Annotated in this window: 14 protein-coding genes; 4 read left to right on the forward strand and 10 right to left on the reverse strand. The window is 54.7% G+C overall.

What is annotated here, in order from left to right:
- Positions 1–3 precede the first annotated feature (3 nt).
- The 8 genes from Poly41_RS02680 to Poly41_RS02715 form a co-directional block, all read right to left on the reverse strand.
- Positions 4–1,371, reverse strand: coding sequence for a nitrogenase component 1 (locus Poly41_RS02680; RefSeq protein ID WP_146524355.1), 1,368 nt, complete (start codon positions 1,369–1,371; stop codon positions 4–6).
- Positions 1,368–2,771: a nitrogenase iron-molybdenum cofactor biosynthesis protein NifE gene (gene nifE, locus Poly41_RS02685; RefSeq protein ID WP_197231017.1), complete on the reverse strand. Its 1,404-nt coding sequence runs from the start codon at positions 2,769–2,771 to the stop codon at positions 1,368–1,370. Before nifE ends, Poly41_RS02680 begins: the two co-directional genes overlap by 4 nt.
- An 86-nt stretch (positions 2,772–2,857) precedes the next feature.
- On the reverse strand, positions 2,858–3,094 hold the full coding sequence (locus Poly41_RS02690; RefSeq protein WP_146524356.1) for a TOBE domain-containing protein: 237 nt from the start codon (positions 3,092–3,094) through the stop codon (positions 2,858–2,860).
- Between the two features lie 65 nt (positions 3,095–3,159).
- A complete protein-coding gene (gene nifK, locus Poly41_RS02695) occupies positions 3,160–4,554 on the reverse strand; it encodes a nitrogenase molybdenum-iron protein subunit beta (protein WP_146524357.1) in 1,395 nt (464 codons plus the stop codon).
- A 125-nt stretch (positions 4,555–4,679) separates the two neighbouring features.
- Positions 4,680–6,332 (reverse strand): nitrogenase component I subunit alpha, encoded by a 1,653-nt coding sequence (locus Poly41_RS02700; RefSeq protein WP_197231018.1) that lies wholly within the window; start codon positions 6,330–6,332, stop codon positions 4,680–4,682.
- A gap of 130 nt (positions 6,333–6,462) precedes the next feature.
- Positions 6,463–7,296, reverse strand: coding sequence for a nitrogenase iron protein (gene nifH, locus Poly41_RS02705; RefSeq protein ID WP_146524358.1), 834 nt, complete (start codon positions 7,294–7,296; stop codon positions 6,463–6,465).
- Entirely contained in the window at positions 7,289–7,612 is a 324-nt protein-coding gene (locus tag Poly41_RS02710; protein WP_197231019.1) for a hypothetical protein, read from the reverse strand. Before Poly41_RS02710 ends, nifH begins: the two co-directional genes overlap by 8 nt.
- Before the next feature lie 247 nt (positions 7,613–7,859).
- On the reverse strand, positions 7,860–9,464 hold the full coding sequence (locus Poly41_RS02715) for a sigma-54-dependent Fis family transcriptional regulator (protein ID WP_146524360.1): 1,605 nt from the start codon (positions 9,462–9,464) through the stop codon (positions 7,860–7,862).
- 135 nt (positions 9,465–9,599) lie between these two features.
- Here Poly41_RS02715 and modA point away from each other — a divergent pair, with 135 nt between their 5' ends.
- From modA to Poly41_RS02730, 3 genes are read left to right on the forward strand one after another with little or no spacing between them, the layout of a single operon-like run.
- Positions 9,600–10,595: a molybdate ABC transporter substrate-binding protein gene (gene modA, locus Poly41_RS02720; RefSeq protein ID WP_197231020.1), complete on the forward strand. Its 996-nt coding sequence runs from the start codon at positions 9,600–9,602 to the stop codon at positions 10,593–10,595.
- A 33-nt stretch (positions 10,596–10,628) separates the two neighbouring features.
- Positions 10,629–11,315 (forward strand): molybdate ABC transporter permease subunit, encoded by a 687-nt coding sequence (gene modB, locus Poly41_RS02725; RefSeq protein ID WP_146524362.1) that lies wholly within the window; start codon positions 10,629–10,631, stop codon positions 11,313–11,315.
- Positions 11,312–12,004 carry an ATP-binding cassette domain-containing protein gene (locus Poly41_RS02730; protein WP_146524363.1) on the forward strand — a complete coding sequence of 231 codons (693 nt, stop codon included), beginning with the start codon at positions 11,312–11,314 and terminating at the stop codon, positions 12,002–12,004. The genes modB and Poly41_RS02730 overlap by 4 nt, the downstream gene beginning before the upstream one ends.
- Here the strand turns inward: Poly41_RS02730 and hisN are convergent.
- Together hisN and Poly41_RS02740 are read right to left on the reverse strand one after the other, a co-directional pair.
- The gene (gene hisN, locus Poly41_RS02735) at positions 11,971–12,783 is read right to left on the reverse strand and encodes a histidinol-phosphatase (protein ID WP_146524364.1); all 813 of its coding nucleotides are present in this window, start codon (positions 12,781–12,783) and stop codon (positions 11,971–11,973) included. The two genes, Poly41_RS02730 and hisN, sit on opposite strands and share 34 nt — an antisense overlap.
- A 152-nt stretch (positions 12,784–12,935) precedes the next feature.
- Positions 12,936–13,514, reverse strand: a complete 579-nt coding sequence (locus Poly41_RS02740; RefSeq protein WP_146524365.1) for a signal peptidase II — start codon at positions 13,512–13,514, stop codon at positions 12,936–12,938.
- Positions 13,515–13,815: 301 nt separating this feature from the next.
- Here Poly41_RS02740 and thrC point away from each other — a divergent pair, with 301 nt between their 5' ends.
- Entirely contained in the window at positions 13,816–15,243 is a 1,428-nt protein-coding gene (gene thrC, locus Poly41_RS02745; protein ID WP_146524366.1) for a threonine synthase, read from the forward strand.
- Positions 15,244–15,293: the final 50 nt, after the last annotated feature.

Below are 15,293 nucleotides of genomic sequence, written 5' to 3' on the forward strand. Positions count from 1 at the left end.
GAATCAAAAGTAGGTAAAGTCAACGTCCGAATCATGCTGACGCATTTCCAGCAAACTGTTCGCGATCGAATCGAACCGAGCTTGGGCTCCGGCATATCCGAGATGCAAGATTCGCGCACCACCGATGCGATCGTGGATGGGGAAGCCGACTCGGATCAGCGGGCGATGAAGCTCGCGTGCCAGTTTGAATCCCTTGCTGTTTCCAACCAACAAATCGGGCTCAAGCTGGCGTGCTTGATCGGCGATTTCTTCAAAGTCGACCGCTTCATGAATCTCGCACTGTGCGGCGATCTCGGGAGCGACGCTTCGGATCGCATCGGTCAGCTTTCCACTTTTGCCGCCCGATGAGCACAACACGGGAATCAGGCCGACCTCTGCCATCATCGCCGTCATGCCGACAACGAGGTCTTCTTCACCGAACACGACGACTCGTTTTCCTGTAACGTACTTGTGAGCATCGATGAAGGAATCGATCAGCCGGCCACGGCGACCCAGGTAGCATTCGGGGGTCGTCCGACCGCTGATTTCTTGCAGTTTATCAAACAGAGCATCCGTCAGAGCGACTCCCATGGGAACGCCGAGTCGATGACAAGGAACGCCAAACTTGTCCTTCAGTCGTGTTCCCGCACTCGAAGATTCTTGGGTCGTAAAACCAAACTCGATCGTCGCTTCGGCTTGCCCCATCCGAGCGGCTTGTTCGATCGTGGTTCCACCCGGTGGCAGTTTCTTGTATTCGCTCCACGTTCCGCCGTCGAGTCGATCGGAATAGTCAGGCAACAAAATCGGCTCGAGTCCGAAATCTCGCACCACTTGCTTGAGCCAACGCAAGTCGGCGGGGGAAAACATCCCAGGAATAAGGTTCACGACGCCCTTGATCGTTGGCCCTGGCTGAGCGAGCACATCGACAATCGCACGGACTGCATCATGGTATCCCGACGCATGGGTGCCGGTGTAGCTTGGCGTCGCGACGTGGACCAAATGCGGCAATGCCTCGCCTTCGTGGTCCTTTCGAAACTCATGCAAAAACATCTTGACATCGTCACCAATCGTTTCCGACAGACACGTCGTCGCAATTCCAATCATCGTTGGACTGTAGCCTTCGATCACGTTAGCGAGACCAAGTCGGATATTCTTGCCACCCCCGAAGATCGCTGTATGCTCTCCAAAGTTTGACGACGCGATATCCATGGGTTCACGAAAATGGCTAATCATGTACCGTCGAATGTAGGTCGAGCAGCCTTGAGATCCGTGCAGGAATGGAATCGCCCCTTCGACACCACTGAAAGCCAAACAGGCTCCCAAAGGTGTACAGAGTTTGCAGGCGTTTCGGGTCGCTGTGAAATGCTGGGAAACGGGGAGTGCTTGAATCATGACGTTGCTCCTTCGAGTCGTCCGCGTCGTGCCGCCAATTTCCATACCGGACTGGTTACCGTCCCATGAACTTCCTTGGCAAAGTTGAGCATGCCTTCGAAACCAGCGAGCCCGATCTTTCGTTCGTGGTTGTGATCACAAAACCCAAGTCCGAGCTTGTATGCGATCGGACGTTCCTTGACGCCACCGATCAGCAAGTCCGCCTTCTTTTCTTCAAGGAACTTAGCGAGTTCCAACGGGTTGGTGTCATCAAGAATGACAGTCCCATCATCACAAATTTCTTGCAATTGAGCGTAGTCTTTCTTGTTTCCGGTTTGTGAACCCGCGATCACCGTTTGCATACCAAGGGTCCGAAGCGAGCGCACCATCGACAACGCTTTGAAGGCTCCACCGGTGTAAACCGCTGCTCGTTTCCCTTTCAGATCCTTCTTGTACCGCCGAAGTTGCGGCACTAAGTTGGACACTTCGTCTCGAACCAAATCCTGTGTCTTCCTCATCACGGTTTTGTCATTCAGGTACTCCGCCACGTCATACAGTGCTTGACTCATATCCTCGATACCGAAGTAGGACACCCGAATGATGGGAATGCCGTACTGTTCTTTCATCTTGGTTGCGAGTTGCGACATGGATCCCGAACACTGAACCACGTTTAACGCCGCGCCATGGCAGCGCCGAATGTCGTCGACTCGCCCATCCCCCGTGATGGTCGCGACCACTTCAACCCCCATCCGCTCGTAGTAGTCTTTGATCACCCAGGTTTCGCCGGCGATGTTGAAGTCGCCAAGAATGTTGATGGAAAGCGGACGAATACCCGATGTGTCTCCCGTCCCGACGAGTCGGCCTAGAGCGTTGCAAGCAGCCGAATAGCCATCTTTCTTGGACCCTTTAAAACCTTCGGAGTGCACGGGGATCGTTTCGACGCCGGTCTCTGCGGTCACGCGTCGACAGATCGCCTCGACATCGTCACCAATCAGCCCCACGATGCAGGTGCTGTAGATAAACGCGGCCTTGGGACGATAGTGTTCAACCAGTTCGATGAGGCCCTGATACAGTTTTTTTTCGCCACCATAGATCACATCCTTTTCTTGCAGATCGGTCGAAAAACTCATCCGGTGGAGTTGCGGGCCACTCGACCATGCACCACGAATGTCCCACGTGTAGGCGGCACAGCCGATGGGACCATGGATCACATGCAAGGCATCAGCGATGGGATAAAGAACCACCCGTGACCCACAAAACACGCATGCCCGCTGGCTGACCGAACCGGCAACACTCTGCTTTTCGCACTCGATATTGAAAGGCTGCGATCCTTTTTGGTGAATCTGTGCCTTTCGGCCTTCGAGTATCGGTATATCGGTTTGAATGGTCATGCTTGCGTGTACTTGTTCGTTGTCGGTCATTTCGCAAATCGGTAGGTCCTCTAACAGCCGAACGAACGCTTCCGTTGAACGTCACGCTCGGCGGCTGTTGACTCCGCTACAAAAAGCTAGTGCTTACACCCGCATTTGGCGTCATCGCAGGCAGCCAACAGCACCGAAGATGCTTTGATAATGGCACAGGCTTGACCACCTTCGCTGAGTTCGAGCTCCTCAACAGCCTCTTTGGTGACGACCGCGACGAGCGTCGGAGGGGAGTCGAGTGTCAAGGTAATCTTGGCGTTAATCGGACCAGCCTCGATCTTGCTGATCTTGCCCTGGAGTTGGTTGCGTGCGCTAATTTTCATCGCTGGGTTTATCGGGTTTTCGGTTCAAGGAGTATCAAGTTTGGAAAGCGTTTATCGCTTCCTACTCACATCGTCAATTCAAAACTTTCTTCGGGTGAATCGCGATCTTGACGGTCGAGAAATGCGTCGAGTATTTTTTCACACAATCGAATCGCACCACGGTAGCCGCACGTGGGAAAGTACTGGTGACCGACACGATCTATGATCGGAAAGCCGTGGCGAATCAGAGGGATATCCTCATCGCGAGAGATGTACTTGCCATAGGTATTGCCGATCAACAAGTCCACCTTTTCTCGCTTAATCAATTGGTGCATGTAGAACATGTCCGCTTGCGGCCCTTGTTTGACGACAACCTTCTTGACATCCTCTTCACCGAGAACCTCAGCGATCCGCCGCAGGAAAACCTTGCCAGGCGTTCCCGTGATGATGTACTTGGGACGCATGTCCAGATCGACAAGGAACTGCGTCAGAGAGACAAGTTGGTCGGGGTCACCCCACAGTGCAACGGTTTTTCCATAGAAATACTGTGACATATCTGAGACCATATCCACCAAACGACCGCGCTCGGCAGTGATGGCTTCAGGAACCTCGCCGCCGTTGTATTTGCGAAGATGTTGGACAAAGATATCCGTTGCTCGCAGACCAATCGGAAGCGGTAGAGTATCCTCGGGGACTTGGCATTTGGCTTTGAGTGCTTCTGCCGCTGGGCCACTGCAAACCGGTCCAAGTGCAATCGTTCCTGACGAATCACCGGTTGCGGCAAGCTGCTCCACGGTTGTTCCACCATCGGGGTACATCTTGTATTCGGCTCGTAGCGGAGCATCGAGCACGTCGGAGGTGTCAGGGAACGTGATACCCTCAAGCCCCATCATCTTGACGATGCGTTTCATTTCACGCATGTCGGCCGGCTCGACCCAACCGGGGATCAGGTTGATTTGACCTTCAACCTTTTCCTCGGTGGTGCTGGTTGCGAAGTAGTCGACCATCGCTTTGGTCATATTGGCAAAGCCGGTGGTATGAGCACCCACGTAACTCGGTGTGTTCGCGTGGATGATCTTTTTGCCTTCCGGGATCAACCCTTTGTTGTTTGCCGTTTCCGCAATCTGCGGGATGTCGTCGCCGATCGTTTCTGACAGACACGTTGTATGCACAGCGATCACATCTGGGTCATAGACCGAAAAAATCGTGTTGATCGCTTGCAGCAAGTTGGCCTGACCACCGAACACGGACGAACCTTCGGTAAAGGAACTGGTTGCTGCCATCGCGGGTTCTTTGTAGTGTCGGCTCAGCGTGCTGCGGTGGTAACTGCAGCAGCCTTGCGATCCGTGACTGTGTGGCAAACAGCGATGAATGCCAAGCGCGGCGTACATCGCTCCGATGGGTTGGCAGGTTTTTGCTGGGTTGACCGTCAAGGCTTGACGTTCGATCACGTCGTCGGTTGTATGTCTTAAGAGTGCCATGATTTGTTTCTCGGTTTATGGATTGAGTTTGTTTGTTTAGCGGTACGGGGAAGCCGTCCGGCACATCAATGCATGTGATTGTGAACAAGCGGACGATTTTGCGTCGCACCGCCAAAGGGTGTCGATCATTCCCAAGGAGCTTTGATCATGTCCTTGACCTTGCTGTTGACCATACGATCGATGTCCTGATAGAACTGAATCGCACCTTGGAATCCCGCGTAGGGCCCACCGTAGTCGTAGCTATGCAACTGCTTACAAGGGACACCCAGCTTTTGCACGGCATACTTTTCCTTGATACCGGCACAGAAGATATCGGGCTGGCACATTTCGATCAGCTTCTCGGCCTCATGGTGACTGACGTCGTCGATGATCATCGCCTTCTCGCCCATGTCGGCCATCATCCCTTGATAGTTTTGGAAGAAGTCACCCTTTTTGAGTTCTTCGATATCGGCGTTGGTCTGCGGTTCGCGGAAGTGTTCTTCGTCCTTTTCGACCGATAATTCTTCAATGTTGCGGCTATCCGCATCGATTTTGATATCGGGCAAGACCTTACGCCCTTCGTAGTCGTCGCGGTGTGCAAACTCATACCCGGCTGCGATCGTTTTCATCCCGATCTCTGCAAACAACTCTTGGTAGGAATGAGCTCGGCTACCACCCACAAACAGCATCGCTCGCTTGCCTTCGGTGCGAGGCAGGATCTCTTCCTGCGCCTTCCGCACAGCCGGATACTCTTCCTCGATCACCTTTTCGACCCGTGCCGTCAATTCCGCATCATCAAAGAACTCTGCGATTTTGCGTAAGCTCTTGGCCGTTGCCTTCGCACCGATGAAGTTAACTTTGATCCACGGTGCACCATACTTCTTCTCGATCATGTCAGCGACATAGTTAATCGAGCGATGGCACATCACGCAGTTCAGCTGGGCCCAGTGCGATTGTTCGAACTGTTCCACCGTGGAGTTGCCGCTGAAAGTCGATAGCAGCGTGATGCCACATCGCTCAAACATGTCTTCGAGAACGAAGGCGTCACCACCGATGTTGTACTCGCCCAACAAGTTGATCTTGAACTTGCCTTCCGGTTCCGTCTTTTGGTTTCCAACCATATGTTGGAACACGCCATTGTTGGCGATATGGTGCCCCGCCGATTGGCTGACTCCCTTGTAACCTTCGCAAGAGAACGCGAACACGTTGCAGTCGCTCAGTTCTCGTTTCATCTCGCGGCAGACTTGGTGCACATCGTCTCCGATCAATCCCACCGGACACGTCGCGAAGACCGCAATCGCCTTGGGGTGAAACAGGTCATAGGCTTCCTGGATCGCGGCCTTTAGCTTCTTCTCGCCACCAAAGATAATATTCTCGTCGTGCATGTCGGTCGAGAAGGAATAGGGCATGAAGTTATCGTGCTCGTCGGTCGGCGGCTTGGTCTGGTTCCGCCGAGTCAACCACGAATAGAATCCGCAACCGATGGGACCGTGAGTGATGTTCACGATGTCACGGGTCGGTCCCATGATCACCCCCTTGCAGCCGGCATAGGAGCAGCCACGTTGGGTGATGATACCGGGGGACGTCCGTGTGTTGGCATTGATGACGGGCAGCGTCAATGTACCGTCGGCTTCTTCGATCTTTTCATTCAGCAGGATTTGCTTATCCCGCTTGCGTTTGACCTTACTTGGGTATTGCCGAGTAAGTTCGTCTTTGATCTGTTCCGCCGTCATCGTGGTGACCTCAAAAGGCTCCGACGGTGTCTTCAGGTCAGGTGTATTGATTCGGTCAGTAGACACGGGGCGCTCCGAAAGTGAGTGGGTCAGTTGTGATTGGCGGGAGTTCCAACCTTAGCCTGCCGCGCGAGCGATCCGTCTGCGGCTTGCTCGGTGCGGCCTAAAGGCTGAACTCCAACGCCGTGATTCTGTGCTACGCGGCACCTTCGAGGATACCGAAATCCATCAGCAGCTCTTCGAGTTGTTCAACCTGTAACGGCTTCGGAACGACGAACATTTTGTTGTTGTCGATATTGCGAGCGAGCGCCCGATATTCGTCGGCCTGGTTGCAGGTCGAGTTCCAATCGATCACGGTCATCTTGCGGATCTCAGCGCGTTGCACATCGTTGTCTCGCGGGACAAAGTGAATCATCTGAGTGCCCAATCGCTTGGCGAACTCGTCAATCATTTCCTTTTCGTTGTCCACATTACGGCTGTTGCAGATCAAGCCTCCCAGACGGACGCCACCGGATTCCGCAAACTTCATGACGCCTTTGCAGATATTGTTCGCGGCGTACATCGCCATCATTTCACCGGAGCAAACGATGTAGATCTCTTGTGCCTTGCCTTCACGGATGGGCATCGCAAACCCACCACAAACCACATCCCCGAGCACATCGTAGAACGAGTAGTCAAGTTCTTCGCTTTCTTCATAGGCCCCAAGTTGTTCGAGCATGTTGATCGAGGTGATGATCCCACGACCGGCGCAACCCACGCCAGGCTCGGGGCCACCTGATTCCACGCACAACGTGTTGCCAAAGCCTTCGCGGCGGATGTCATCCAATTCAACGTCTTCGCCTTCTTCGCGGAGCGTATCCAAAACGCTCTTTTGAGCCAGCCCGTGAAGTAGAAGCCGGGTTGAGTCCGCTTTGGGATCGCAGCCAACCACCATCACTTTCTTTCCCATCTCAGCAAGCGCTGCGACCGTGTTCTGTGTGGTGGTTGATTTTCCAATTCCGCCTTTACCGTAGATGGCGACTTTACGCATGGTTCGTTTCCTTTGTCTTGAGTGAATCATTCGCGTCGAGAGATCGACGCTTCTTGCGGTCATTGGTTCGGTACAAAAGCGAAGGCCGTACCAAAGGCAAACCACAACGACACTTCGCTGGCTGAGTGCATTCGTCCAACCAAGGTCTAGGTCCGACTCGACCGCGGCGAAGCATCGCTAAGAGGAAAGATCCCGCCACAACACAAATCTGTATTTTCTTCTCATGCCGCGAATCCACCAAGCGTGCTGCGATCGTGGTATCGACAAGAATGTCGCGCGGCTGAAAAAGTCCAAATCGTCTAAGGAGCGTAATCATGACAACGCATCCCACAACGGCAGGCATCCCGCCACACTCATGAGCTAAACGACCAAGTGACAGGAATGTTGTCCGGCCTGCGAGAAGCGACATTATTGTTGCAAGAGGTTGAACACTTTTGTGGTGTCCACGTCCTTGGGCGTCACTCACTCTGGCGCAAAGAGGTGCATCGAGAGGGAACCCACCGCAAACACGGCATTCGAATCTAGACCGTGGGCAATGGTGTCACCGCAGAACCTAGCCAGCGCTACGCTTCCGACGCCCAGTCGATGCCGAGATTGCGGACCTTGTAACGGATGATGCGAGAACTGATGCCAAGTTCTCTTGCCGCGGCCGCCATGTTACCGCCGCTCCGTTTGAGCGAGTCACTGATCATGTCGCGTTCCAACGCCGCCACGCGTGTGCTCAAAGAAAAGGACTCTGACGCACCGGTTTCATCTGGCATTCTTATCGATGGAGGAAAATTGTGGCTATGGATCACACCGTCTTGGGCGAGCAAAACGGCATGCTCCAAACAATTCTCGAGCTCGCGAACGTTCCCCGGCCAATGGTACATCATCAGCGTGTTGATCGCGGGTGTGCTGATTCGTTTGATGGAACGATCCATTCGCTTTGAAAACTTCTCTACGAAATGGTCGGCCAAAGCCATAATGTCACCACGGCGTTTCCGAAGTGGGGGCAGATGTACCGGAAAAACGTTAATACGATAGTAAAGGTCCTGTCGAAACCGTCCCTCCCGAACGGCCTCTTCCAAGTCACGATTGGTCGCTGCGACAATTCGTACGTTGGCGGTCCGAGTCACGCTGCTACCGACGCGTTCATACTGACGCTCCTGCAAAACTCGCAACAGTTTCACTTGGATCACGGGCGAAAACTCTCCCACTTCATCAAGGAAAAGCGTACCGCCCTCTGCTTCCTCGATGCGCCCGTGCCGCTGCTCGACCGCGCCCGTAAAGGCTCCCTTCTCGTGACCAAACAACTCGCTCTCGAGCAGATTTTCATTTAACGCGGCACAGTTGACTTTCACCAGCGGTTTCTTCGCCCTTACGCTCGTGCAATGGATCGCGGTGGCAACCAACTCTTTTCCCGTCCCCGACTCGCCTCGAATCAACACCGTGGTGTCGCTGCTCGCAACTTGCTGGATCTTCGTATAAAGCTGACGCATCGGCTTCGAACCACCAATCATATTGCTCGGTCGAAATCGCTCTTCTAAAGCATCGCGGAGTTGCAAGTTTTGCAGTTCCAGCATCTCTCGCTCGAGCCGACGTGTTCGTCTGCCGTTGACGTCATAGGCAATCATGCTGGCAATGATTCCCAATGTTTCTGCATTATCCTTCAATGCTTCGACATCCTTTGTTTTCAGGTCGGCCGACAACGTACCCACCGTCTCACCCTCGACGATGATGGGAACGCACACAAACGAAGTTGCCTCCAACTGGCGCGGCGTTCGCTCATGGATCCGATTGCGAAAATGCGGTTCCTTACCGATATCAGGAACAATTTCGGCTCGTCCCTGTTTCAACACACGGCCGATCACTCCTTCCCCTCGACCATACGCGACCTTCCCCGGCGCAACCGATACCGGGCTGCGGGTCGCCTCCAACTCTAGCCGTTGACCGTCGATCGTCAGCATCATGACCGTGACATTCAGCACCGCCAACTTCTGTTCGATCGTGTCAACGATTTCCAAGAGCGTCTGCTGCTGGCCTGGCCGATCTGACAGCAAACGAGCAATCTGCAACAGCGTTGAGCGTTCGACCTCACGTCGGCCACGCAACTCGGCACAAGAGGTGGCACTTGCTAAATCGGCGTGCACCGGACAACCCTCTGCACAATTTGTGAGCACTTCCATAGAAATTGTTATCGTTCGACTTCAGAGAAATCATGGATATCACGTGACGGCATGCGATAAGAGAACAAAACGAAATAGGGCGAATCGGGTTGTTTTGCCGATGTCCTCGTCCGCCAAATGCGAACAAGCCCCACCATGCAAACACCCACAGGTTCTTTCGAATACAATCCTCGCGGCAAGTCGCGTGCCGCGATGAGGGTAGCGACGGCACTTGATTTGCTTCGCATGTCAGGTGAACCAACAACAACCGCTCTCGACGAACAAGGGAACGTGATCCTTCGTCCTCGAAATTGCAGTCCGAGTCTCGATCCCATGGCTATGCTCGACGCCAATCCCCCCCCAAGTTCCTGTCCTGTCAGGCACGCCGCGTTCGGTATCAGCTGTATCACGATGTTGCTGTTCCAACTCCTTGGATGCGGTTCAACGGCAGACACACCCCCCGCAGCAAGTTGCGTTATCGTGCTCGCGGCCGCCAGCACGATGGAACCGATCAAGGAGGTTGCTGAGCAGTTTGAAAAACAGACGGGCTTCTGCGTTCGCCTGAGCGTTGGCCCATCCAATGGGCTTGCCAGGCAAATTGTCGCAGGAGCGCCTGCGGATCTTTTTTTATCTGCAAATCGTCAATGGGCCACTTTCGTCACGGAAGCAGGACTCACCAGAACGTCTACCGAGCTCTTATCGAACGCCATCGTTTTGGTGGTTCCCCGAGGAAACCCTGCCGCGGTTCATCAGCCTGAGGATCTGCTTGGGTCCCGTACAGAGCGAGTCGCGATCGCGGGGAAAAACGTACCCGTCGGAATCTATGCCAAACAAGCGTTGCAGCAATTGGACCTCTTTGAACCACTGGACCGTCAAGGGAAGATTGCTCGCGGTAGTGACGCCCGCGTCACACTCGCCTATGTTGAACAAGCGGAGGTGGAAGCTGGAATCATCTATGCAACCGACGCGACGGATGCGAGCCGGGTTGAAACGGTTTTTGCGTTCGATCCCCAAACGTATGATCAAGTGGTTTACCCCCTGTTGTTACTTCAGATGAACAAGAGCAACACGGCAGCGAATGAGTTTTATCAGTTCTTGCAAGCGAAAACGTCGAAAGCCATTTTTGAGCGATACGGATTTACGACGCTTTGAAGGTCGCGTTGATTCACATTGAGCAAAGCAATCATGTCATCAGAACAATGGAGCGCGATCGGACTCAGCTTACAAGTGGCCAGTGTCTCGGTTCTAGCCAGCTTACCGCTTGGCATCGCAACAGGTTGGTTGCTAGCCAGAAAGCGATTTTACGGCAAAGCGCTGATGGAAACGATTGTCAATCTTCCGCTAGTCTTACCGCCTGTTGTCACGGGGTATTTACTGCTGCGGGTGTTCGGACGGCGTGGAATGTTCGGAGCATTTCTTGAGCAATGGTGCGGGATCCGCGTGGTCTTTGACTGGAAAGGTGCCGCCCTGGCCGCTGCCGTGGTTTCCTTTCCGTTGATGGTACGTGCCATTCGCGTGGCATTCCGCTCGGTGGATCCACGACTCGAGCAAGCGGCTCGCACGCTCGGCGCCGGCCCGCTGGACACCTTCTTTAGCATCTCTTTACCGCTGGCTCGTCACGGTGTCATTGCCGGGTGCATCCTCGCTTTTGCAAGAAGCTTGGGGGAATTCGGAGCAACGATTATGATCGCAGGAAGCATCCCAGGCGAAACCCAAACGATACCCCTGTATATTTTCAGTGAACTACAAACCCCCGACGGAATCGAAGGATCGATGAGCATCATTGCGTTCTCGATCACCATCGCCGCGTTCGCCTTGTATGTGGGGGAACGAATTGACCACCGGAGTCGTTTCCAAGAGGGCTCACGATGACGCTCGTTTTCGATTGCCGCCATCGATACAGTTCGGGATTCGTGCTTGACGCAAGAGTCAAAACCGACGATCGGGTCACGGCGATTTGCGGACCTTCGGGAAGCGGTAAAACAACGATGCTGCTACTGATCGCTGGACTGCTTCGCCCTGATACGGGACACATTCGCTTGGATGAGGTTACCCTGAACGATACCCGCGAGCGAATCTGTATTGCGCCAGAAAAACGAGACATGGGCACCTTGTTCCAAGAACATCGCTTGTTTCCTCATCTGACCGTCAAGGCGAACATCGAATACGGAATGCGGCGCCGTGGCAATGGCGGCATTTCGATGGATCAACTCATCCATACACTCGAACTCGACCCGTTTGTCAATCGCTACCCCCATTCGCTTAGCGGTGGACAGAAACAACGCGTTGCACTGGCGAGGGCCGTCGTTTCAGCACCCCGACTTCTATTGCTGGATGAACCGTTGACGGCGCTCGAACCGTCGCTCCATGATCGCATTACGCTGTACATCGAACAGGTCATCCAGACCTTTGGCATTCCAACGCTGCTGGTCAGTCATCACCGCCAACTCGTTGAACGACTCGCCGATCGTGTCATTCAGATCGAGCAGGGAACGATTCTGCAATCCGACGAGTGCGTCGATGACGATTATCCCCTGAGCCGTTCGATCACCGCTTCGTGAAGCAGACCATTGGTCCCGACACCATTGCCTCCGCGCGATGTCGTTTCGCCCTTCCAATCCGTAAACTTGCCTCCCGCCTCGTTGACCACCGGAAGCACCGCGGCAACATCCCAGGGATTGCATATCGGATCGACCATCAAATCCGCTCGCCCGGTTGCAACCAATAGGTAACCGTAGCCATCTCCCCAACTTCGCGTCACCCGAGCTTCTTTTTCGAGTCCCAGGTAGGCGTCCGCGGCATTGAGTGCTGCGAAGGAATCCACTTGACTGACCACAAAGACCGCCTTGGACAGCTCTCGCGTCGAGGACACCGACGCTTGCCCCCAGGCCGCATCGGATCGGCTCTGATACCAACTGCCCTGCCCTACCCCCGCTACCGCCATCTCACCCAGCGCAGGAATCAAGATCACGCCGCCGAGGGGCTCGGCATCACATTCGAGAGCCAAGAGGGTCGAATAGAGCGGAACACCGCACACGAAGGATTTTGTCCCGTCGATCGGGTCAACAATCCATCGATAGGGGCTCGTTCCCTTCGCTTCGGCAAACTCTTCCCCTTGAACCGTGTCGTCGGGAAACCGCTCATTCAAGAGCTTTCGGACGAGCTGCTCGGCTTCACGATCTGCGACCGTGACCGGCGAATCATCGCTCTTCGCATCCACCACGAGATCATCTCGGCGGAAGTGTTTCAAGGTGTGCTGGCCTGCGGCCGACGCGACTTCGATCATGGCCGAAAGCCGGCCCTGGTGCAGCGATTGCCATTGATCAGGAGGGGTTGCCATCGATGGGGTGTCCTTCGTCTTGATGGGATGCAGCCGTCGGGCTGCCGTTAGGGGGGCCCTTGGTGAATTTGCTCTGGGCGCATTGGCTCTGGGCAGCGGAAATTCTGGGCAACGGAAATTCTGGGCAACGGAAAGCTTGAACTCCAACGTATTCACTCGCCCTTGTCAACGTCGGTGCGCCGCGGCTCCTCTCCGGGAAAAAGCGATTGGTACAACAACATGCACGCTCCGACCACCAACAGCGAATCGGCAATATTGAAGTTCGGCCATTTCCAGTTGTCGCTGGCCTGCCACAGAATCCAATCTCGGACGCCGCTTTTCCATGCTTCGGGGTACCCGGGCTGCCACCACAACCCCAGCCGGTCGTACAAATTGCCGATGATTCCGCCGCTGATCAGTCCCAGCGCCACGGTCAACCACATCGACTCCGCCGCTCGGAAATAGAACAACCAGGCCAAGATTCCGATGCCCGCCACCACGGACAATGCGGCAAAAACGGCCCCTTGGCCTTGGCCGATTCCAAACACCGCTCCCAGATTAATGGCGTTTTCAATCCCAAAATAGCCATCGATCACCCACCAGATATCCTTTTCGCCGGGGAGCCCTCTCCACGCGAAAACGGCCTGTTTGCTGCATAAATCGGTGATTGCCCCCACAATGGCCAAGGTAAAAAAAATCACCGCTCGGCTCTTGAGCGGAGGGGACGGGGTGGCGAGATCGGTTTCGTCCATGTTTCGGATCAATTTGCGGTCGGAATTTCAAAGCGTTCACGGTAGAATCCATCGGGGAGCTTGCCCAGATGGATCTGCCGTTCTAAACATCATCTTTGGTACATTTTCCCAGACTGAGTCATAGAGAATCTCGCGACAAAGGTCCACAGCCGATCTAGCTTTAGGGTGGAGTTCCGCCTTCAGCGTGATGCCGCACCAGGAGTGGGCCGAATAACGCTCCTGTTAGCGGGATTGGCTTAAAGCTTGAGCGCCAGTCCTAACACACGTTCCTTCACAACGCACTCAACCCTATTTTTCTGACATGTTGCAGACAGCCAAGACCCCGATGAAAGAGCAAACCGACCTCGCGTTTCAGCGCTGTATCAATCCGACATGTGGGGCCACATACGAGGCTCGAACGATCCGCACCTCGTGCGACAAGTGCGGCGATCTATTGGATATCGCTTACGATTGGGATCGAGCGTCGGTGCCCTCGAAGATGAGCGATTTCGAAGCGATGTGGAGCCAACGAACCAACCCGGTTCGATTTAGCGGCGTGTGGCGATTCCATGAATTGCTTCCGTTCGCCCCTCAAGACCAATTGGTCACCGTGGGGGAAGGCCAGACGCTGCTTCAGCAAACCGACGCGGTGGGCGATTATGTCGGCATGAACCACGGTCAATTGCACCTGCAATACGAAGGCATGAACCCCTCAGGTTCCTTCAAGGACAACGGCATGTGCGCCGCCGTCACTCACGCGAACTTGATGGGGGCTAAGCGAGCCGCCTGCGCGAGCACCGGGAACACCAGCGCCTCACTGGCGCTATACTGCAGTGCCACGCGATTGATGAAAGCGATCATCTTTATCGGCAGCGGCAAGATCTCCTACGGCAAGCTTTCGCAAGCCCTCGACTACGGAGCGCTGACCGTTCAAATCGCAGGCGACTTCGACGATGCAATGATACGCGTCAAGCAGGTGTCTCAGGAACTTGGGATCTACTTGGTCAACAGTGTCAATCCGTTTCGGCTGGAAGGTCAAAAGACGATCATGTTCCGCGTGCTGGAGTCTCTGGGATGGGAAATTCCGGATTGGATCGTCGTACCCGGCGGCAATCTCGGTAACAGCAGCGCCTTCGCCAAGGCGTTCATGGAATTGAAAGAACTTGGCTTGATCGACCGCATCCCACGTTTGGCCGTGATCAACGCCAGCGGAGCGGACACCCTTTACGAATTGGTGGAACGACGTGGTGTGAAGTGGAACGGTGGACATGTCGAGATGGATCCGATCCGCGAGTACAACGATTTAATGGACCGAGACGGTATCCGCGCCGACACCATTGCCAGTGCAATTGAGATCAATCGCCCGGTCAACTTAAAGAAGTGCTTGCGGGCACTTGAAGTGATGGACGGTGTCGTGCGACAAGTCAGCGATCAAGAAATCTTGGACGCCAAAGCAAAGGTCGGTGCCGGCGGATTCGGCTGCGAACCTGCGTCAGCGGCCAGTGTTGCGGGTGCAAAACTGCTCCGCCGTGAAGGCGTGATCGCACCGAGCGACCGCGTCGTCTGTATCCTCACCGGTCACGAACTCAAGGATCCAACGGCAACGGTGGCCTATCACACCACCGATCAAGAGTTGTTCAACAAGACACTCGGCAGCCGTGGGGTGACCAAAGCAAGTCACGCCAACCGAGCCATCGCGGTACCCAACGAACTCGACGACATCATCAAAGCGATCCAGCTTTACTCGTAGCGGCAAGCAAATGCCCCTCGCGACCCAAGGGGTGGCGACAATCGCCAAAC

This window comes from Novipirellula artificiosorum (genome assembly GCF_007860135.1).
GTDB lineage: Bacteria > Planctomycetota > Planctomycetia > Pirellulales > Pirellulaceae > Novipirellula_A > Novipirellula_A artificiosorum.

Bases quoted from the DNA above. Each gene is read 5' to 3' on its own strand.
- Poly41_RS02710 (WP_197231019.1), bottom strand. From the start codon at position 7,612: ATGATTACGCTCCTTAGACGATTTGGACTTTTTCAGCCGCGCGACATT.
- Poly41_RS02740 (WP_146524365.1), bottom strand. From the start codon at position 13,514: ATGGACGAAACCGATCTCGCCACCCCGTCCCCTCCGCTCAAGAGCCGA.
- hisN (WP_146524364.1), bottom strand. From the start codon at position 12,783: ATGGCAACCCCTCCTGATCAATGGCAATCGCTGCACCAGGGCCGGCTT.
- nifK (WP_146524357.1), bottom strand. From the start codon at position 4,554: ATGGCACTCTTAAGACATACAACCGACGACGTGATCGAACGTCAAGCC.
- Poly41_RS02680 (WP_146524355.1), bottom strand. From the start codon at position 1,371: ATGATTCAAGCACTCCCCGTTTCCCAGCATTTCACAGCGACCCGAAAC.
- Poly41_RS02715 (WP_146524360.1), bottom strand. From the start codon at position 9,464: ATGGAAGTGCTCACAAATTGTGCAGAGGGTTGTCCGGTGCACGCCGAT.
- nifE (WP_197231017.1), bottom strand. From the start codon at position 2,771: ATGACCGACAACGAACAAGTACACGCAAGCATGACCATTCAAACCGAT.
- modA (WP_197231020.1), top strand. From the start codon at position 9,600: ATGCAAACACCCACAGGTTCTTTCGAATACAATCCTCGCGGCAAGTCG.
- Poly41_RS02690 (WP_146524356.1), bottom strand. From the start codon at position 3,094: ATGAAAATTAGCGCACGCAACCAACTCCAGGGCAAGATCAGCAAGATC.
- thrC (WP_146524366.1), top strand. From the start codon at position 13,816: ATGTTGCAGACAGCCAAGACCCCGATGAAAGAGCAAACCGACCTCGCG.
- nifH (WP_146524358.1), bottom strand. From the start codon at position 7,296: ATGCGTAAAGTCGCCATCTACGGTAAAGGCGGAATTGGAAAATCAACC.
- Poly41_RS02730 (WP_146524363.1), top strand. From the start codon at position 11,312: ATGACGCTCGTTTTCGATTGCCGCCATCGATACAGTTCGGGATTCGTG.
- modB (WP_146524362.1), top strand. From the start codon at position 10,629: ATGTCATCAGAACAATGGAGCGCGATCGGACTCAGCTTACAAGTGGCC.